Raw genomic sequence first — 17557 nt, 5'->3', positions numbered from 1 at the left:
TGGCCGGATCATGGCTTGTTGCAGCCTGAACCGAAGCCGATGGTCGAGGCATTGCGGGTGTCGGCTTTCTGGCTGTTGGACAGGCGCTCGCACGGTGTAGTGACGACCTTACCTTCGCTCAAGCGCAGGTCCATTGTGTCCAGCCAGACCTTGCGTCCGCCGAGCTCGACCTGCACCAGCTCCAGGTTCGGATTGCTTTCCAGCACCGGTAGCGGCGGCTTGGGCGCGTCCTTGAGGGCCAGCGTACCCTGGGATTTGCCGTGCGCATCGAGCAGCGTCAGCGGATCCGCCTCGAAAGCCTCCACGGTGGCGGCAAACACGCCGGGGCTGCACAGCGCAGCCAATAGCAGAAAAGTGGTTCTGGTCATCCTTGAGTTCCTTGGGGAAGTGAAATACGGACGCGCCTGCGTCGAGCGAAGCCGCGCAGAAGCGACCGCCATTGCCGCCTGACAAACTGGCTGATCGGCTCTGCAATGATGGAAAGGGACAGCACGGCGATGGCCAGCACGTTGGCCGGACTGATGTTGTTCTTCCACAGCCCCCAGCACATCGCGGCCAGCGCCACCTGGACGACGGCCCACCAGAACAGCGGTGCGCGCCAGCTTCGGGCCCGGCGATGGCGGCGCCGTCGGTACCAGGCGCGCAAGCCGACGATGACGATGACAAAACCCAGTTGCACCAGGTCCAGCCAACTGATCGACAGCCAGGCATAAGGCTGCGGATCGCGTTGATAGGTGTCGTGGTAGGTCACCAGGTTGTCCAGCGCCATGGCGTGCAGGTACACCCCCGGCAGCAGGCCGTGCACCGGCGTTTGGGCTAGGTCACCGGCCGACGTGATCTCGGCACCCACCAGCACCAGCTTGTCGCCGAGCATCTGCCGCAACAGCGCGCGATCCTCCGGCGAATTGGCTTCCAGGGCACTGGCCTTGAGCGTGAGGGTGTAGGCGCAGCTGGCTGGGGCGCTGTCGCCGAACTTCCAGAAGATCGCCTGCCACAGCTGGATGTACCAGGCGGTGTCGTCAATCGAACAGTCCGCCACCGAGGTAGACCGCGCTTGCAGGGGCGACAGCGTCGTTCCCCAGCGCAGCGCCATGGGTGGGCGTTGCGCGGCCTCGGCGGCATCCACCGGCAGCCCGGCACAGTCGCGGTCGCGGCAGAACTCGCGGTACAGGCCGAGTGCTGGGGTTTCGAGCAGTCCTTGCGAAGTCTCGACGGCCAGCGGGTACCTGTCGCCAACATCGCTCCACTTGACCAGGGCGCGACGGGTCATCCGATCCAGCGAGTCCAGGGCATTGGCCTGGCCGTCGACGCCGCGCCGGTCGCCGGTATTGGCCAGCAGCAGCGCGATGCCTTGTTCCCGATAGCGCTCGAAGACATTCACCAGCAGCTGGCTGCCGTTGTCGGCGTCATTGGGTGCATGGTCGTGGCTGTACATCAAGTCCACGAACACCGCCCGTGGCTTGTAGGCGAGCAGGCGTTTGAACAACTGGCTTTGCTGCGCATAGGGCAGGGGCCAGAAGGTGGCGTTGTGCATGAGGTAGGCGTCGTCGATCAGCACCACGACCACCTGCTGTTGACCGGTGTCCGGGTAGCTGCTGGCGGTGATGCGATTGATCCATTGCGAAGACGCAGCATCGCTGGCACTGGACAGCCCGAAAGGATCGAGCAGTGCAATGCAGCCTATGACCAGGCCGAGCAGCACTTGACCCAGCCAGAAGCGAAAATAATTAGCCTTCATCCGTGGCCTGATAGCGATTCCTTGTGTGTCGGCTTTGTAAAGGAAGTGGACAGATGATGTCAAGGCGATGGCAGGCGGCGTTACGAACGGTTGAATATGGTTATTCTTTAATCGTATTTAAATTAAATTTCTTATGCACATATAGTCGCTCCCATACATCCCTGATGCCTTGCCTGGAGCGCCTATGTCTCGATCCACTTTCAGCCGTCTGGCTACTGCCGTCGGGCTCGGCTTTAGCCTGTTGGCCGGTGCCGTGGTTGCACCCGCGCAGGCCCATGCCGAGGGCGAAATCCGTATCGCCGAGCAGTTCGGTATCGTTTATCTGCTGCTCAATGTGGTGCGCGATCAGCATCTGATCGAGAAGCACGGCAAGGAAGCGGGCATCGACATCAAGGTCGATTGGACCCAGCTGTCCGGCGGCTCTGCGGTGAACGACGCGTTGTTGTCCGGCGCGATCGACATTGCCGGGGCAGGCGTGGGTCCGCTGTTGACCATCTGGGATCGCACCCATGGACGACAGAACGTGAAGGCCGTCGCCTCGCTGGGCAACTTCCCTTACTACCTGCTCAGCAACAACCCCAAGGTCAAGACCATCGCCGACTTCACCGAGAAGGATCGCATTGCCGTGCCCGCCGTCGGTGTATCGGTGCAATCTCGCTTCCTGCAATACGCGGCGGCCAAGCAGTGGGGCGACAAGGAATACAACCGTCTGGACAAGTACACCATCGCCGTTCCTCATCCCGATGCCACAGCGGCATTGATTGCCGGCGGTACCGAACTCAGTGGGCACTTCTCCAACCCGCCGTTCCAGGATCAGGCCCTGGCCAACCCCAATGTGCATGTGGTGCTCAACACCTACGACCTGCTGGGCCCAAACTCACCCACCGTGCTGTTCGCCACCGAGAAATTCCGCGAGGAAAACCCCAAGACCTACCACGCGTTCGTCGAGGCCCTGGCCGAGGCGGCCGACTTCGCCCAAAAAGACAAAGGCGCCGCTGCCGATACCTACATCCGCGTGACCGGCGCGAAGATCGACCGGGCCGCACTGCTGAAAATCATCGACAACCCGCAGTTCGAATTCTCGATCACACCGAAGAACACCTACCCCCTGGCCGAGTTCATGCACCGCGTCGGCGCGATCAAGAACAAACCGGCCTCCTGGCAGGATTACTTCTTCAAGGACGCCAAGCCGTTGCAGGGGAGTTGAGATCTGATGCCCTGTGCCCCTAACGCGGACGTTCATGCATGTGGCATGACGTTTTCATTGGCCTGCTGAGCAAGCTGGTATTCAAGGGAGGTGCCAAATTTATGGGCGCTGACCACATGGGGCAGAATTGCTGGGCTGATAGCCCAGCGCTGATATTCGCTCCACGTCATACCCAGATAGTCGTGCAGTTCTACTTGGGTGCCCGCCCGACCTTCATGCCAGGCTTCGATGAACCTGTCGATCTCGTCTTCGCGCGCGTTCCCCTCGATGCAAAGTTCTACGAAGGTCATGTCTACCTCTCAATTGGTTCTGATTCGTCGGCCACGAACTGCGGGCTTCAGCAACCGTCCTGTTTCTGGACACACCGAGCCCAGATGAAACCCACGCCGGTCGAACACCTCGAACTCGCCATGCAACGAATCCCAAGAATAGTATCGCTGAGCTATTGGATCAAAGTAGACCTTCCTGCCTGCTTCAACACAGGCGACTCTGAAGCCGCTGACGATTGACGGATCTGGCTTCGGCTTGCCTGCCATTGAACACTCCCTGTCTCGGTCCCATGGTGCAGCAGCACGGGCAACGGGCGGAACTATAGCGGTGAGTGCTGTAACCAGTGGCTGGCGGCTTCAGGCCAATGGTTTCAAGATGTACGTCGCGCTGCCCAGAAATAAAAAAAGCCCCGTCCATCGCTGGCGGGGCCTGGGTTGTTCGCGCTGCGAATTACTTTTTCTCGGGCGCCTTGATCTCGTCCGGTACGTCCGAGGACAGCGCCTGATGGCGGTCTTCGGTCACGCGCTTTTCGCGGGCCTTGTCGTGTTCTTCGGCGGCTTCGGCTTTTTCCTCGGCGGCTTGCTCAGGCTTGCCCTCGGCTTGCTTCTGGGCGGCGGCTTCGGTGTGCTCGTTGGCTTTCTGCACGTGGTCTTCGGACGTCTTGTCACAGGCCGCCAGGCCCAGGGCAGAAATCATCAGCAGAGCGAGGGAAAGTTTCTTGGGCATGGGACGCAACCATTGTTCTGAATGAACCCCTTTGAAACCGGCGCACGGCGATTGGTTCACCGCCAACGCCAGGCGCGACGCTCTGCCGCAGGCCATCAGCTCACGTTCAGGCGATCCAGCAGGCTGTACCAGGCCACGCCGGCGCCGATGTAGAAACGTTGCAGCCCGTGCATCGGCAGTTTTTGCAGAGGACTCACCGGGTAGGCGAAGTCGGCCCGGCTGTCGCACAGGCTGGTCGCCAGTTGCTGCCCCAGGCTGGTACACAGGGCAATGCCGCGACCGTTGCAGCCCAGCGCCAACGTCAGGCCCGGCATGGGTTGATGCACATGCGGCATGAAGTCCCGGGTGATGGCGATGCGTCCGGCCCAGCGGTACTCGAAATCCAGCCTGCCCAACTGCGGAAACAGCAAGGCCAGCGAGCGCTCCAGATGAGCGAAATCCTGGGGCGCACCGGGGTCGGCGAAGGTGCCGCGGCCGCCCATCAGCAGGCGCCCATGGCTGTCCTTGCGGAAGTACAGCAACAGCCGCTGCGCCGTGGAAACCGTTTCCTGTCCGGGCAGAATGCTCTGAGCCGCAGCGCCCTGCAGCGGGCGGGTGGCGACGATGAAGCTGTTCGCCGCCAGGACGCTTTGCGCCATGCCCGGCCACAGGCCATCGCTGTAACCGTTGGTGGCGAGCACCACCTGGGCTGCCTTGACCGTGTGGCCGCTGGCGGTCTGCACCTGCCAGCCCGACGCGACCGGCTGCAGCCCGATCACCGGGCTCTGTCCATGAATGCTGGCGCCGGCCGCCTGGGCTGCCCTTACCAGCCCACGGGCATAGGCCAACGGCTGAATGGCGCCGGCACGGCCATCCAGCCAGCCCCCGGCAAATGCCTGGCTGCCCATGCGCGTCGCCACGTCGGCGGCATCCAGGCACTGCACCGGCACACCGCGACGTTCCCACTGCGCGGCCCGCGCGTGCAGGCCGGCAACGCCCTTGTGCGAATAAGAGACCTGCATCCAGCCCTTGCGCACGGCAGCGCACTCAATGCCATGGCGATCGATCAGGTCGAACACCAGGTCGGCCGAGCGCGACACGGTGTCGATCAACGGCTCCGCCACGGCCGCGCCATACAGCCGCACCAGTTCGTCCGGGTCATGCTTCAAGGTCGGATTGACCTGCCCGCCGTTACGTCCCGATGCCCCCCAGCCCGGCTCCCGTGCTTCCAGCACGCACACGCTGACACCACGCTCGGCCAGGTGCAGGGCAGTGGACAAGCCGGTGTACCCGGCACCGACGATCACCACATCGTACGTGCCCGATTCGCGCAGTGGCGGTGTCACCCGCGCGGGGGGCGCGGTCGCGGCCCACAGTGAAGGCACGTCGATCATGGCTGGCTCCGCGTGCTGGTGGTCGGATGCAACACCCGGCGCAGGAAATCCTGGGTACGCGGATGTTGCGGATTGCCCAGCACCTCTTCGGCCGGTCCGGTTTCCACCAGGTAACCACCGTGCAGAAAGCACACGCGGTCGGCGACTTCCCGGGCAAAGCCCATCTCGTGGGTGACAACGATCATGGTCATGCCCTCGTCGGCCAAGGTGCGCATCACCTGCAGCACATCGCCTACCAGCTCAGGATCCAGCGCCGAAGTCGGTTCATCGAACAGCATCGCCTCGGGCTTCATCGCCAGCGCGCGGGCAATCGCCACGCGCTGCTGCTGGCCACCGGACAACTGCTCCGGATACGCATCGGCCTTCTCCGCCAGTCCGACCTTGTCGAGCAACGCCAGTGCCTCGCGGCGCACCTGCGCGGCCGGCTCGTTTTTCACGTAGAGCGGCCCCTCCATCACGTTTTCCAGCACGGTGCGATGGGGGAACAGATTGAAACGCTGAAACACCATGCCCATGCGGCTGCGCAAGGTATGCACCGTCTTGCTGCCACGCTTCACGGTTTCGCCGAAGGCCAGGATCGAGCCGCCTTCATAGGTTTCCAGCGCATTGATGCAGCGCAGCAAGGTCGACTTGCCCGACCCCGACGGGCCGATCAGGCACACCACTTCGCCTTTCTGCACCTGCAGATCCACCCCGTGCAGCACGCGGTGGTCGCCATAGTTCTTCTGCAGTCCACTGATCTGGATCATGCCTTTTTCCTCCGGCTCAGACGCTGCTCCATGCGCCGCAACCCGTACACCAGCGGCAGGCTCATCAGCAGGTACAGCAAGGCCACCAGGGTGTAGACGGTCATGTTCTGGAACGTCGACGAGGCGATAAGCTGGCCCTGGCGGGTCATTTCGGCCACGGTGATGGTCGACACCAGCGACGAGTCCTTGAGCATCATCACCAGCGTGTTGCCATAGGGCGGCAGCGCAATGCGGAACGCCTGCGGCAGGATCACCCGGCGCATCATCATGAACGAACGCATGCCCAGGGCTTCCGACGCCTCGCGCTGGCCCTGGTCCACGGCAATGATGCCGGTGCGAAAGTTCTCCGCCTGATAGGCCGAGTAGGCGATGCCCATGCCGATCACCCCGGCCTGGAAGGCCGTCAGGTGAATGCCCATGTCCGGCAGCACGAAATAGATGTAGAACAGCTGCACGATGATCGGCAGCCCACGGATCACGTTGATCACCGTGCTCGCCGCCCACGACAGCGCGCGGACCGGCGACAGCTTGAGCAGCGCCAGCACCAGCCCGATCGCGCTGCTGAGCAGGAACGACAGCACCGTGATCTGGATGGTCACCCACGCGCCCTGAAGCAGAATCGGCAGGAAGTCCTGCGCGTTCTGCAAGAAGTCAGCAAGCTTCATGGTCGCTCCTCAGCCTACACGCCCCACTTCTGCACGATGCCCTGCAGCGTACCGTTGGCCTTGATGGTGTCGATGGCCTTGTTCAGGCGCTCCAGGGTTGCGCTGTCACCCTTGCGCACCACGAAGCACACATCGCCCACCTTGGCCGCCTTGTAATCGGCAGCCAGCTTCACCCCTTTGAAGGTGTTCTGACGAATCTGATAGGCCACGATCGGCTGATCGGCCACGGCCGCCTTGATGCGGCCCAGGGATAGGTCGCGGACCATCTCGGCGATCGAATCGTAGGTGCGCACTTCCTTGAAGATGCCCATCTTGTTGACCAGGTCGTAGAACGCGGTGCCCGCCTGGGCGCCGATCACTTCGCCCTTCAACGCAGCCAGGTCGGGGTAGGCGGTGTTGTCGTCGGCACTGACGATCAGGCCTTCGCCGTAGGAATAGACCGGCGCGCTGAAGTCCACCACCTTGGCCCGCTCGTCGGTCTTGAGCATCCCCGCGGAAATGAAGTCCAGCTTGCCCGAGGTCAGGGACGGGATTAGCGCCGCGAAGTTGGTCTGCTCCATCTGCGTGCCGAAGCCACCGGCTTCACCGACCGCCTTGGCGATGTCCACCATCATCCCCTGAATGCTGTTGCTCTTGATGTCCAGGAAGGTGAAGGGCGAACCCGTGGCGGTTGCACCAACCTTGTACAGCGGTGCCTCGGTGGCGTGCACGAGGGATGCGCCAAGGGTCAGGCAGATACCGAACGCGAAACGGCGAAACAGAGGGGAGAGGCTGTTCATCGGGTCACTCCAGAAGGAATCGGAAGGTGGGACCGCCAGGCGGACATGACCGAAGTCGCAAGCTCTATGCCATTTCATACCGAAATGATCGATTTTCAGTGACTGGAAATCGATAAACATCACGTTCGTATCGGTATCCGATTTTCAGGCGCGTAAATTGCTGTCTCTTCGCTGTTGTCCGGGTCCATTCGCCGAATATTGCCTTGAGGCTCTCATGTCCGAAGATCGCAACAGCCTGTTCAATCAATCCCTGGAAAAAGGCCTGGCCGTGCTGCGTACATTCAGCGCCAAGCGCCGCAGCATGAGCCTGGCAGAGATTGCCGAAGCCTCGCACATGACCAAAAGCTCGGCCCAGCGAATGGTCTTTACCCTGGAAAGCCTGGGTTACCTTCGGAAACACTCGCGCACCCGGCATTACCAGCTGACACCCCATGTGCTGGAACTGGGCTTCAGCTACCTCGATGCTCATTCCCTGATCGAAGTCGGCAACCCGTTCCTGGCCGAACTCACCCGACTCACCGGCGAGACCGCCTGCCTGACCGAACCCACCGGCGTGGAAATGACCTACATCGCGCGCTTCGTCAGCGCCCGTTTCGTACCCGTGCACATGCCCATCGGCAGCCGCGTGCCGATGTACTGCACCGGCTCCGGCCGCGCCTACCTCAGCGCCCTGCCCGAAGCCGAAGCGCTGGCCCTGGTGCAAAGCAGCACCCGCGTCGCCCACACCCCGCACACCCACACCGAGGTGGACGACATCATGGCTTCGCTGCAAACGGTGCGTGACTGCGGCTACGCCGTGAACACCCAGGAACTGTTCCTGGGCGACATGACCATCGCCGCCCCCGTCATCGGCGGCAACGGCCGGCCCGTAGCCGCCGTCCACGTGGTAGCCCCCACCAGCCGCTGGACCCGCGCCGACGCCGAAAGCCAACTGGCACCGGCCTTGATGCAGTGCGTGCAGGTGTTGAGCAATTCGGCGCGGAGTTTGGGGTAGGGGAAGATGGAGACGTGGTTGTCCGAATATCGCCAGATTGGCGATACTGAGCCTCGTAGTGATTGGATCAGGCTGCCGAGGCTTTAGGCGTGAGCGCTCGCAGCATCAGCCGATACAGCAGTGGCCGAGAGGCGGTGCCGCGGACCTTGGCGCTGGCGTGCCTGGGGTGGGAAACGCTGGATCATCCAGATGCGGCGTGAAGGGTGGCTAATCTGCTTCCGATTTGGCAGCTACCAAGTGTTCCGGGCATGATCCAAGCGCACGGACACCACTTCGGTTGCCGGTCGTGAGCCGATTAGTGGGGCTATTCGGCCCATTTCATGAGCCGAATACGCTTGGCTGCAGGGCAACAGGATTCTAGATAAGGGATGACTATGTTTGATATCACCAACTTTTGGCTTTTTATAGTTGCCGTTTTTCTGCTTTCCATAACACCAGGCCCCGACATGGCTTACGTGGTGGGGCAAAGTGTTGCAAATGGTCGGCGTGCGGGCGTCATCTCAGCGGCTGGCGTGGCCTTGGGCAGTTGCACTCACGCGTTGGCGAGTGTTGTGGGTCTCACGGCCCTGATTGCGGCCTCGCCTGTCATGTTTACCCTGGTTAAATATGTTGGCGCGATTTACCTGATCTACCTGGGTGGAAAGTTGGTGCTCGAGACCTTTGGTCGCGCACGCGCAGAAGCCGCTGAAAGCGCTGACATCAAAAAAGACGCGGATCTCTATGGCCTTCTGTCAAAGGGGTTCATAACGACCTTGATGAATCCAAAGGTTCTGCTGTTCTTCATTTCATTCTTTCCACAGTTCGTAGCGCCTGGAGGCGAGCACCACACCGCGTCTTTCCTGGTGTTGGGATTGACCTATGCGCTGGTAGCCTTTTTGACCGACGCAACCTTTGCGATCCTGGCTGGAAGTGCCTCAAGCGGCATGTCACGCAACAGATCGCTGCAGAAATTGATGGATCGTGTCGTCGGAGGTGTGTTCATCGCGTTAGGCATCAGGCTTGCGCTGACTCGTACCTGAAAATGCCGAGGTAATCGCAGGGGTCTGCAGGTGATCACGAATCACATCCCGTGACGGATGCAGGCCATTGTTCGACGCCGCGGACTTATCGACTGCCGTGCATCCCCCGATGCGCGGCAGACTGGGTCATTACACCGCGAACGTCGCCCCACGCGCATTCACGAACAACGAATAGATCGAGTGACTGCCGGCCATGAACAGCCGGTTTCCCTCGCGCCCGCCGAAGCACACATTCGGGCAGCGTTCGGGCAGGGAAATGTGCCCGATGGCCTTGCCCTGTGGATTGAACACCCGCACGCCGTCGAGTTTTTCCAGGTCGGCCTTGGGATCACCATTGCCACCCCAGCCGCACCACAAATTACCCGCCTCGTCGCACTTGATGCCGTCGATGGCAGCGTAGTCCAAACCTTCGATATGTTTGCGGCGCTCGCCCAAGGTACCGTCGTCCTTCACATCGATCGCCCAGATCAGTCGATTGGGCTTGGCCCGGCCTTCGACGACGTACAGCAGTTTTTCATCGGGTGAAAAACACAGGCCATTCGGCCCGTTGATGTCGTCGATCACCCGCGTGACTTTCCTGCTCTCGCCGTCGATGCGGTACACCGCATGAGGTTGAGTGGGGGTGATCTTGTGGCCTTCGTAGTTGTTGATGGTCTGGAAGGGCGGATCGGTGAACCAGATGGATCCGTCGGTTTTGCAGACGACGTCATTCGGGGAATTGAAGGGCTTGCCTTCGAAACTGTCAGCCAGCACGGTGACGGTGCCGTTGTGTTCAGTGCGCGTGATGCGGCGGCCTTCACTGGTGGTGGTAGAGCCTTCGCAGACGATCAGTCGCCCCTGGCGATCCTGGCACATGCCGTTGGAGAAATTGGAGTGTTCGCGGTACACGGAGAAGGTGTCCGTGATTTCGTCCCAGCGCATGATGCGATTGTTGGGGATGTCGCTGACCAACAGATAGCGACCAGCGCCGATCCATACCGGCCCTTCGGCCCACCGCAGGCCGGTGGCCAGTCTTTCGACGCTGGCGTTGAACACGCGCAACTCAAGGAAACTGTCGTCGAGCACGTGCACCAGTGGGTCAGGGTAACGCTGACTCAAGGGCTCGGCGGCACTGGACAGTCGGGGCAGCGCAGCGCTGCCCACGGTGGCGAGCGTGGCGGAAACTGCGAAGGACTGTTTCAGAAAGCTGCGGCGGGTATTGCCCTTTGCTCGGTCGAGCCGTTCGGGCCCGGCGGACGAGAATGAGTCCATGTAGCGATCTCCGTAGTTTTGTTTTTATGAGGAGACGTAGTAATACCTTGTGATAGGACATCGTACAAGTATTCGGCCTTGTTTCGGGTCGCTGCTTTACAGGGATACAGGTTCCCGCGGTCCCGGTTTTTTGCTCAACGCCCTAGTTTTTCAAGTGCCGCATCGGTCAAGAAAGAAGATCGACTTTTGACATTGTGCTCACGAACAAATCGGTCGATCTGCGAAATCACGAATCCAGGCAGTGTGACGTTGACCTTTTCGGTCTTGCCCAAGTAAGGCGTTATATCGATATCGAGCATTCCCCAGCCCATGTCCGTGTATTCGGCGTCGTTACGAAGGACTGCCGTCGCGCTTGGGAGAGGAATACGCTCTCCACGAGCCGCAAGTTCCTCCAGCATGATATGAGCGATCTCGATCGCAGCACTGTAGGCCTCTTCGAACGTGTCGCCAGCGGTGATGGCGCCAGGAATGTCGGGCACCTGAATTCCGACGGCTGTAGTTTCATCGCCCCACTCGATGCAGATTGGGTAGCGCATGGATATCTCTCCTCATGAGTAGGCCGTTGCCTAGATCAAGCCGGCAAGTTTTCGAATTGCTCTAACCGTACCAACCGGCAGATCCTTCTTTGGGTGTGGAACAGGAACTGTTTGCGTACGCCTTGGATGCTTGAACATGTGATGACTTCCGGCGATGCGATCTAGAATCCAACCGGCCTGCTCCAGCTCGCGTATTAGCTGTCTGCTCTGCACTCAGCACTCCTTGCGCACGAGGACTTTATAACTCTAGAGGTATTTTTTCAAGATCGAGGAACCCGTATAGGGTATCTGAGGCTACCGTCCGAGTCGTAAAGCTCAATGGTTACGAAAGTTTCCAATCAGCACCTTTCATTGCAGACCCGACCACCTGCATCAAGTCCACCTCCCCATGGCCGATAGTGAAAGCAATGCAAGCTACGCCCCGCGTGCGCTGTGCAACCTTTCTAGCGAGCCATGTGATGAACCTCTTCAAACGCTTCAACCCCGCCCGCGCACTCAGCCAGGGTGCCGTGAGCCTGAGCTGCACGGCTAGTGAGCTGGACCGCGGTCTGGCCGGTTTGCGGGCGGATCCTGTGCTGGTGACAGGCTTCGTCTCGCCTCACCTGGACATCGACAAGGTCGCGGCCAGCGTTCGGCAGCGCTTCCCCAATGGCACCATCAGCCTGTGCACCACTTCAGGCGAGCTGTGCAACAGCGCGGATGGTCTGTACTGCGCGGCGGGCGAGCACTGGGACCGCATCGTGCTGCAGTGCTTCGAGCGCAATGTGATTGCCTCGGCGGAAGTGGTCATGGTGCCGCTGGAGTGCGAAGACATCCGCAACGGTGGCAAACGCATGGAGATGCGCGAGCGCATCGCGAAGCTGGTCGCCAACATCAAGCGCGTCCAGGTCAGTACGCCCATCGACCACCGCGATACCCTGGCTTACGTGGTTTTCGACGGGCTGTCGGCTTCCGAATCGTTCTTCATGGAAGCGCTTTACGAGTCGGGCCGCTTCCCCTGCCTGTTCGTCGGCGGCTCTGCGGGCGGCAAGTCGGACTTCCAGAAAACCCTGATCCACGACGGCCAGCGCAGCTACCAGAACCACGCCCAGATCGTCTTTCTCAAGACCGCACCGGACATCCGTTTCGGTGTGTTCAAGAGCCAGAACTTCGAGCCGGCCGGGCTGACGTTCAGCGTGCTCACCGCCTCCGTCGAAGACCGCACCATCGATCAGGTGATCGACAGCAGCGGCAACATCATGAGCATGGTCCAGGCCCTGTGCAACGCGTTCAAGTGCGACAGCCATTCCCTGGAAAAGAACCTGGCCGAGTACTCCTTCGCCATCCGCGTCGGCAGCGAATTGTTCGTGCGTTCCATTGCCCGTATCGACCATGCCCAACAGATCATCCAGTTGTTCTGCGACGTTGCGCCGGGCGAAGAGCTGGTCATGGTCAAGCGCACGCCGCTGCGTCAGGCCACGGAAAAAGACTACCGACAGTTCCTGCAAGGCAAGGGCGGCCAGCCGGTGGCTGCCATCCTCAACGACTGCATCCTGCGCAGGCTCAACAACGCCAATGACCTGGGCAGCATGCGCGGCCTGTTTGGCGACGTGCCGGTGGTGGGCTTCTCGACCTTCGGTGAAATCCTCGGCTTGAATCTCAACCAGACCCTGACCGCGATTTTCTTCTTCCGCGTCGCCAAGGGCGCATCCTTCACCGACGAGTATGTGGATAACTTCATCGCCCACTATGGCGAGTTCAAAGCCTTCTTCCTGCGCCGCCAGCTCAAGAAAATGGTCGGCCTCAACCACGTGGTGGTGAAACAGATCGAAGCCTTCAAACGCAACGATTTCACCAGCGCCCTCGACACCCGGGGCCTGGACACCGGCATCCTCCCCGTTTTCAAAGGGCTCGCCGCTCTGGGCCAGGTGCTCGCCGACGCTGGCGAACACCAACAGCAGATGGCCACCCAGATCAACCATTATTCCGGCGAGCTGCACCTCTCCATGGACGACCTGGCGGCCACCATCGACCGGCAGAATACCGTTTCCACCCAGGCCGGCAGCACCGTCGAAGATCTCGCCCGGCAGGCCGACCAAGCGGTGATCGGCGCGCGTGCCCTGGCCAGTTCGAGCCTGCAGATTCAATCCATCGTCCAGGTGATTCAGCAGATCGCCGGCCAGACCAACCTGCTCGCGCTCAACGCCGCCATCGAAGCAGCCCGCGCAGGCGATCTGGGAAGGGGCTTCGCCGTGGTGGCCGACGAGGTCCGCAAACTGGCGGAAATCACCCGCAAGAATGCTGCGGACATCGGCGTGGATGTCGATCTGCTGTCGAGCGAGATCCAGCGAGTGGCTCAGCAGATCGAAGATCAGTCCACAGGAGTGAGTGCGTTGAGGGAGATGCTGGACACCTTGGAGGCGTCGAGCCAGGCAACCGAGGGGACGGCGAGGCGGACCAAGGGGATTGCGGATACGTTGACCGAGTTGACGCGGCGGTAGGGGAGTTCCAGCAGGTAAACGATGGGCCCACCGCTCAAAGCCTGAACCCCTCGACGATATGCTCGGCCAACGCATCGATCATCGGCGACCGGGTGTCGGGGTTGCGCAGCAGCATGATGCTCGCCAATGGCAACAAGGGCATGCCCTCGGCTTCGCCGATGATCCGCAGCCCCGGCGTGATCAGGCTCTGCAGCTGTGCGGTGACCGCCAGGCCAACGCCGACCGCGGCCATTATCGCCGCGAGGCTGGGGCTGGAGTAGGCGATCCGGTAGGGTTTCTGCCCGGCGTCCAGGGCATTGCACGCCCATATCCGGCAAAAACAATCGGTATTGAACATCGCCAGTGGCACGGGCGTTTGTTCGTGGAGAAAAAAGCCCTCGGCTTCGGCCCATACGAAGCGCTCCTGGCGCAGCAACTGGCCGACTTCGCGCCCGGGCTCACGGGTAACGATCGTTAGATCCAGGTCCTTGCGTTGCATCAACTGCCGGGAGCTCTCGCAATGCACTTCCACCTGCACCAGCGGAAACGCCTGAGCGAAGCCGGACAAGATCCCCGGCAGAAAGCGCATGGCGTAGTCATCAGGAGTGCCGATGCGCACGGTGCCGACCATGTGCGGCTCGCGCAGGGTGGTGAACACTTCGCTGTGCAATTTGAGAATGCGGCGCGCATAACCCAACAGAATCTGCCCTTCGGCCGTCAGCTTCACCTGCCGGCCATCGCGCTCGAACAGTTGCCGACACAGCACGTCTTCCTCGAGCCGCTTCATCTGCATGCTCACCGCCGACTGGGTGCGGTTCACCCGCTCACCGGCCTTGGTGAAACCGCCCTCATCGGCGATGGCCACGAAGGTACGCAGGACTTCCGAATCGATGCTCTGGTAGTGGGACATTGATCAATCTCTGAGATGCACTGCATTCAAAACATTCGTTGGATTGATGTTAAGCCTGAACAGAGAATCAAGCCATCAACCCGGAGGATGAGCAGATGAAAGGTCAAACAGTGAGTGCCTGTGCTTCGCATAGCTGCTGCACCCAAAGTGAATCAGCAAGATCTTTTGCCAATCCATGGAAGCGCATCACGCGCTGGTATGAACTGGCCCGGCAACGGCATCAACTGGAGCAGATGAGTGACGCCGGGCTCAAGGACCTGGGCTTGAGCCGGGCGGATATCTATAAGGAGATCGAGCGCCCGTTTTGGGATGATCCGTTTTGCAAGTGAGGGGGGCAGACGTGTGAACTCATACGCCAAACCCTGCAGTACATGGCGGAGCGCGGCCAGTTGCCCTTCAAGTCCGTTTTGATCACCGAGGACGATGAAGCCTTGCTTGAAACGATGCGGGAACGGTTGGCGAATCCTCAGCGAGTCAATGTTTCGCTGGATGACCTATAGCCTTAGAGTTGTCACCACCCGCTCCTCGCCATTGGCCTAGCGCCCGGTAACCCCCTTCGCCACTTGCACGCGGAGCACCTTGTTGGCAGCGGTGATATAGGCCCAACTGCCTTGTCCATCCGAGCAGAACGTCAGGTTGCTGGTATCGCTCGCGCTTACCAACAGTTTGCCCAGCGACTTGCCGGCTGCGGAAAAGACCTGGATGCCTTCCTTGCTGCTGCTCCAGACATTGCCAAGCGCATCCACCTTGATACCGTCGGGAATGCCGGACTCGATCTCGGCAAAGACCTTGCCGTTGATCAAACGACCGTCGCGGACCTGATAGACCATGATGCGGTGCGCCAGCGTCTTGTTGCTGAAGTCATGGGCCATTTGCGAGTCAGCCACATACAACAGCTGTTGATCCGGCGAGAAGGCCAGCCCGTTGGGTGAATGCACTTCTGGCGTATCAAGACGGGTGATCTCACCGGTCTCGGGCACATAGCGATAGACGAACTCCCCACCCTGCTCGGGTGTGCCGCCATAGCCTTCGCTTTTGCTCAGCACCCCGAAGGTGGGGTCGGTAAACCAGAGCGTGCCGCTGTTATCGGCTACCACATCGTTCGGACTGTTCAACCGCTTGCCCTGGTACGTGTCGACCAGAGTCCGCCACTCACCGTTGGCCTCCTGCCGCACGATACCGCGCTTGCCGTGAGACGCCGCGACCACACGGCCCTGCGCGTCCAGCGTATGCCCGTTCTGGAAGTCGGCCGGTTCCAGCCAGGTCGACACGCCATCCTTCGCTTGCCAGCCGCTGACCTTGTTCGCCTTGATATCGCTCCATATCAGACGACCATCCTGCAGACACAGCGGCCCCTCGGCCCACTTCGCCTGATCGGTGAGCAGCTCGACCCGGGCCTTGGCGTCGACCAACTGGCTGAACGCCGGATCGGTGACCACTTGCCGGACAGGCCCCGCTGCAGTGGCTGCGCTGGCAGAACCTGCGACCAGAATCGCGCTGCCCAACAACCAGGACGAAGGGCTCAGGAACAGTTTTTTAAAGGTTGGATTCATGTGTTCAGGTCCGTTGGAAATCAGTAGGCACAGCTGCCGTCGGTGCGCTTGTCAGCCGCACCTGGCTTGAGTTTGATGATCAACTGAACATTGGGTTCATCGCCTACGGTGCGGGCCAGGGACCGAGCGCCGATACATCGCTGCAGGAATAACTTTCCGGAGCAGGTAGGTTGTTCAAATTTGAGGTAGTGTTTCTAACGCACCAGACAAGCCCCAGGCTGGAAAAGCAAAACCCTTGTTCATAGACCGAGTGAGCTTTCATGAATCGCCGCAATTTCATTCTAGGCGCCGGCACGGCAGTGTTGATGTTGAAAGTAGCGGCCATTCAGGCCAAAGATCCAACGGCCAACAGTGAAACAGTCCAGCTGTGGAGCGACGTCCCGCCAGGGGGCGGCGGACCCTCGGGCAACCACCTGCTCACATCGCATGGCTCGCTAAGCAACGTCACCCGTCCATACCTACAGATCTTCAGACCCGTCAAACCCAACGGAAAAGCAGTGATCGTCGCTGCCGGTGGCGGGTACAAACGAATCGAACTGGGGATCGAGGGATGGCCCTTGGCGGATTGGCTGACGCAGCGCGGGTACACCGCGTACGTGCTGGCCTACCGCTTGCCGAGTGAAGGCTGGAACGCCGGCAACATCGTCGCACTGCAAGATGCACAGCGCGCGCTGCGCATTGTCCGCAGCCGGGAAAGCCACGTCTCGCTACTAGGCTTTTCAGCCGGTGGCCATCTGATGGGCATGACCGCGACGCTTGGCGATTCTCAGACCTATTCTGCTCAGGACAGCATCGACTCGATATCCTCCGTGGTTGAAGGAGCGGCGTTGATCTATCCACCCATTACGTTGGAGCGGCCTTATACACATACCTCGACTCACAAGGTGCTGGTGGGGCCAGACGCGTCGATGCAAGAAGAGGCTGAGTGGTCTGTGCAGAATCGGGTGACTGGAAGTACACCACCTGAGTTCTTGGTGCAGGCGGAGGATGACTCGGTGGTGGATCCGAAGAATACGTTGATCATGGCTGCGGCGTGTGAGCAGCGTGGGGTGGCTGTGGAGATGCATCGGTATGCGACAGGGGGGCATGGGTTTGGGTTGGGGAGGGGCGATGCGCCGACAAGGGAGTGGCCGGGGCGGTATGAGGAGTGGTTGGGGAGGTTGTGAGATGCTCGATAAATTCTGAATATTAGCTGCTCAAGATTTGTGTTTGACAAGGTTATATTATATTTTTGGGTATATGATGCTTATATAGAAAATCAATCAGGATGCAAAGATTTTAATTTTTAGCACTAGGTTTTCAGCTATCTCCAATGCTGCAGGTCTACG

General features: G+C 60.5%; 19 protein-coding genes and 3 pseudogenes. 8 read left to right on the top strand and 14 right to left on the bottom strand.

The annotated features are described in order from the left end of the window. Window positions 1-8: 8 nt before the first annotated feature. Together ABMD26_RS10525 and ABMD26_RS10520 are read right to left on the bottom strand one after the other, a co-directional pair. The gene (locus ABMD26_RS10525) at window positions 9-368 is read right to left on the bottom strand and encodes a hypothetical protein (RefSeq protein ID WP_134722764.1); all 360 of its coding nucleotides are present in this window, start codon (window positions 366-368) and stop codon (window positions 9-11) included. Continuing rightward, a complete protein-coding gene (locus ABMD26_RS10520) occupies window positions 365-1738 on the bottom strand; it encodes a CHASE2 domain-containing protein (RefSeq protein WP_354309407.1) in 1374 nt (457 codons plus the stop codon). The genes ABMD26_RS10525 and ABMD26_RS10520 overlap by 4 nt, the downstream gene beginning before the upstream one ends. A 184-nt stretch (window positions 1739-1922) precedes the next feature. Here ABMD26_RS10520 and ABMD26_RS10515 point away from each other — a divergent pair, with 184 nt between their 5' ends. Next, entirely contained in the window at window positions 1923-2945 is a 1023-nt protein-coding gene (locus ABMD26_RS10515) for an ABC transporter substrate-binding protein (RefSeq protein ID WP_049861612.1), read from the top strand. Window positions 2946-2977: 32 nt separating this feature from the next. Here the strand turns inward: ABMD26_RS10515 and ABMD26_RS10510 are convergent, their stop codons facing one another. From ABMD26_RS10510 to ABMD26_RS10480, 7 genes are all read right to left on the bottom strand, one after another. After that, entirely contained in the window at window positions 2978-3235 is a 258-nt protein-coding gene (locus ABMD26_RS10510) for a hypothetical protein (RefSeq protein WP_134722770.1), read from the bottom strand. Window positions 3236-3244: 9 nt separating this feature from the next. Beyond that, a complete protein-coding gene (locus ABMD26_RS10505) occupies window positions 3245-3481 on the bottom strand; it encodes a colicin E3/pyocin S6 family cytotoxin (RefSeq protein ID WP_314568212.1) in 237 nt (78 codons plus the stop codon). Between the two features lie 184 nt (window positions 3482-3665). Further along, entirely contained in the window at window positions 3666-3941 is a 276-nt protein-coding gene (locus ABMD26_RS10500; protein WP_134722775.1) for a hypothetical protein, read from the bottom strand. Between the two features lie 95 nt (window positions 3942-4036). Continuing rightward, window positions 4037-5305, bottom strand: a complete 1269-nt coding sequence (locus ABMD26_RS10495; RefSeq protein ID WP_354311821.1) for an NAD(P)/FAD-dependent oxidoreductase — start codon at window positions 5303-5305, stop codon at window positions 4037-4039. Window positions 5306-5310: 5 nt separating this feature from the next. After that, on the bottom strand, window positions 5311-6063 hold the full coding sequence (locus ABMD26_RS10490) for an amino acid ABC transporter ATP-binding protein (RefSeq protein ID WP_354309406.1): 753 nt from the start codon (window positions 6061-6063) through the stop codon (window positions 5311-5313). Next, a complete protein-coding gene (gene ehuD, locus ABMD26_RS10485) occupies window positions 6060-6728 on the bottom strand; it encodes an ectoine/hydroxyectoine ABC transporter permease subunit EhuD (protein WP_134722782.1) in 669 nt (222 codons plus the stop codon). Before ehuD ends, ABMD26_RS10490 begins: the two co-directional genes overlap by 4 nt. 14 nt (window positions 6729-6742) lie before the next feature. After that, a complete protein-coding gene (locus ABMD26_RS10480) occupies window positions 6743-7507 on the bottom strand; it encodes an ABC transporter substrate-binding protein (RefSeq protein WP_354309403.1) in 765 nt (254 codons plus the stop codon). A 214-nt stretch (window positions 7508-7721) separates the two neighbouring features. Between ABMD26_RS10480 and ABMD26_RS10475 the strand changes: the two genes are divergently transcribed. Further along, on the top strand, window positions 7722-8501 hold the full coding sequence (locus ABMD26_RS10475; protein WP_056844525.1) for an IclR family transcriptional regulator: 780 nt from the start codon (window positions 7722-7724) through the stop codon (window positions 8499-8501). Between the two features lie 374 nt (window positions 8502-8875). Beyond that, the gene (locus ABMD26_RS10470; protein ID WP_282348367.1) at window positions 8876-9520 is read left to right on the top strand and encodes a LysE family translocator; all 645 of its coding nucleotides are present in this window, start codon (window positions 8876-8878) and stop codon (window positions 9518-9520) included. Window positions 9521-9649: 129 nt separating this feature from the next. On the opposite strand, the gene ABMD26_RS10465 is transcribed toward ABMD26_RS10470, so the two are convergent. From ABMD26_RS10465 to ABMD26_RS10455, 3 genes are all read right to left on the bottom strand, one after another. Then, window positions 9650-10771 carry an SMP-30/gluconolactonase/LRE family protein gene (locus ABMD26_RS10465; protein ID WP_354309400.1) on the bottom strand — a complete coding sequence of 374 codons (1122 nt, stop codon included), beginning with the start codon at window positions 10769-10771 and terminating at the stop codon, window positions 9650-9652. A gap of 134 nt (window positions 10772-10905) precedes the next feature. Further along, a complete protein-coding gene (locus ABMD26_RS10460) occupies window positions 10906-11307 on the bottom strand; it encodes a type II toxin-antitoxin system HicB family antitoxin (protein ID WP_354309398.1) in 402 nt (133 codons plus the stop codon). 30 nt (window positions 11308-11337) lie between these two features. Beyond that, complete coding sequence (locus tag ABMD26_RS10455; RefSeq protein WP_282348370.1) at window positions 11338-11520, bottom strand: type II toxin-antitoxin system HicA family toxin; 183 nt, start codon at window positions 11518-11520, stop codon at window positions 11338-11340. A 194-nt stretch (window positions 11521-11714) separates the two neighbouring features. Here ABMD26_RS10455 and ABMD26_RS22195 point away from each other — a divergent pair. Then, a pseudogene (locus tag ABMD26_RS22195) lies at window positions 11715-12920 on the top strand (FIST signal transduction protein); the annotation flags it as partial. Window positions 12921-13367: 447 nt separating this feature from the next. Continuing rightward, a pseudogene (locus ABMD26_RS22190) lies at window positions 13368-13787 on the top strand (methyl-accepting chemotaxis protein); the annotation flags it as partial. A gap of 34 nt (window positions 13788-13821) precedes the next feature. Here the strand turns inward: ABMD26_RS22190 and ABMD26_RS10445 are convergent. Next, window positions 13822-14676, bottom strand: coding sequence for a LysR family transcriptional regulator (locus ABMD26_RS10445; protein ID WP_049861623.1), 855 nt, complete (start codon window positions 14674-14676; stop codon window positions 13822-13824). 95 nt (window positions 14677-14771) lie between these two features. Here ABMD26_RS10445 and ABMD26_RS10440 point away from each other — a divergent pair, with 95 nt between their 5' ends. Together ABMD26_RS10440 and ABMD26_RS10435 are read left to right on the top strand one after the other, a co-directional pair. After that, the gene (locus ABMD26_RS10440; protein WP_049861624.1) at window positions 14772-15005 is read left to right on the top strand and encodes a DUF1127 domain-containing protein; all 234 of its coding nucleotides are present in this window, start codon (window positions 14772-14774) and stop codon (window positions 15003-15005) included. Window positions 15006-15020: 15 nt separating this feature from the next. Continuing rightward, window positions 15021-15176: pseudogene (locus ABMD26_RS10435) on the top strand (type II toxin-antitoxin system RelB/DinJ family antitoxin); the annotation flags it as partial. A gap of 36 nt (window positions 15177-15212) precedes the next feature. Here ABMD26_RS10435 and ABMD26_RS10430 read toward each other — a convergent pair. Further along, a complete protein-coding gene (locus ABMD26_RS10430; protein WP_354309393.1) occupies window positions 15213-16229 on the bottom strand; it encodes an SMP-30/gluconolactonase/LRE family protein in 1017 nt (338 codons plus the stop codon). 260 nt (window positions 16230-16489) lie between these two features. Between ABMD26_RS10430 and ABMD26_RS10425 the strand changes: the two genes are divergently transcribed. Beyond that, window positions 16490-17395 (top strand): alpha/beta hydrolase, encoded by a 906-nt coding sequence (locus ABMD26_RS10425; RefSeq protein ID WP_354309391.1) that lies wholly within the window; start codon window positions 16490-16492, stop codon window positions 17393-17395. Window positions 17396-17557 lie beyond the last annotated feature (162 nt).

It is taken from the genome of Pseudomonas sp. PvP001, assembly GCF_040546375.1.
Lineage (GTDB): Bacteria > Pseudomonadota > Gammaproteobacteria > Pseudomonadales > Pseudomonadaceae > Aquipseudomonas > Aquipseudomonas coleopterorum.
The sequence above is the reverse complement of the archived record's forward strand: the minus strand, read 5'-3'. Positions and strand labels throughout refer to the sequence as shown.

What these genes read in the sequence shown, in the direction of transcription:
- ABMD26_RS10430 (WP_354309393.1), bottom strand. Translation starts at nt 16,229, where the DNA reads ATGAATCCAACCTTTAAAAAACTGTTCCTGAGCCCTTCGTCCTGGTTG.
- ABMD26_RS10510 (WP_134722770.1), bottom strand. Translation starts at nt 3,235, where the DNA reads ATGACCTTCGTAGAACTTTGCATCGAGGGGAACGCGCGCGAAGACGAG.
- ABMD26_RS10490 (WP_354309406.1), bottom strand. Translation starts at nt 6,063, where the DNA reads ATGATCCAGATCAGTGGACTGCAGAAGAACTATGGCGACCACCGCGTG.
- ABMD26_RS10460 (WP_354309398.1), bottom strand. Translation starts at nt 11,307, where the DNA reads ATGCGCTACCCAATCTGCATCGAGTGGGGCGATGAAACTACAGCCGTC.
- ABMD26_RS10520 (WP_354309407.1), bottom strand. Translation starts at nt 1,738, where the DNA reads ATGAAGGCTAATTATTTTCGCTTCTGGCTGGGTCAAGTGCTGCTCGGC.
- ABMD26_RS10425 (WP_354309391.1), top strand. Translation starts at nt 16,490, where the DNA reads ATGAATCGCCGCAATTTCATTCTAGGCGCCGGCACGGCAGTGTTGATG.
- ABMD26_RS10445 (WP_049861623.1), bottom strand. Translation starts at nt 14,676, where the DNA reads ATGTCCCACTACCAGAGCATCGATTCGGAAGTCCTGCGTACCTTCGTG.
- ABMD26_RS10475 (WP_056844525.1), top strand. Translation starts at nt 7,722, where the DNA reads ATGTCCGAAGATCGCAACAGCCTGTTCAATCAATCCCTGGAAAAAGGC.
- ehuD (WP_134722782.1), bottom strand. Translation starts at nt 6,728, where the DNA reads ATGAAGCTTGCTGACTTCTTGCAGAACGCGCAGGACTTCCTGCCGATT.
- ABMD26_RS10525 (WP_134722764.1), bottom strand. Translation starts at nt 368, where the DNA reads ATGACCAGAACCACTTTTCTGCTATTGGCTGCGCTGTGCAGCCCCGGC.
- ABMD26_RS10500 (WP_134722775.1), bottom strand. Translation starts at nt 3,941, where the DNA reads ATGCCCAAGAAACTTTCCCTCGCTCTGCTGATGATTTCTGCCCTGGGC.
- ABMD26_RS10440 (WP_049861624.1), top strand. Translation starts at nt 14,772, where the DNA reads ATGAAAGGTCAAACAGTGAGTGCCTGTGCTTCGCATAGCTGCTGCACC.
- ABMD26_RS10480 (WP_354309403.1), bottom strand. Translation starts at nt 7,507, where the DNA reads ATGAACAGCCTCTCCCCTCTGTTTCGCCGTTTCGCGTTCGGTATCTGC.
- ABMD26_RS10515 (WP_049861612.1), top strand. Translation starts at nt 1,923, where the DNA reads ATGTCTCGATCCACTTTCAGCCGTCTGGCTACTGCCGTCGGGCTCGGC.
- ABMD26_RS10470 (WP_282348367.1), top strand. Translation starts at nt 8,876, where the DNA reads ATGTTTGATATCACCAACTTTTGGCTTTTTATAGTTGCCGTTTTTCTG.
- ABMD26_RS10505 (WP_314568212.1), bottom strand. Translation starts at nt 3,481, where the DNA reads ATGGCAGGCAAGCCGAAGCCAGATCCGTCAATCGTCAGCGGCTTCAGA.
- ABMD26_RS10465 (WP_354309400.1), bottom strand. Translation starts at nt 10,771, where the DNA reads ATGGACTCATTCTCGTCCGCCGGGCCCGAACGGCTCGACCGAGCAAAG.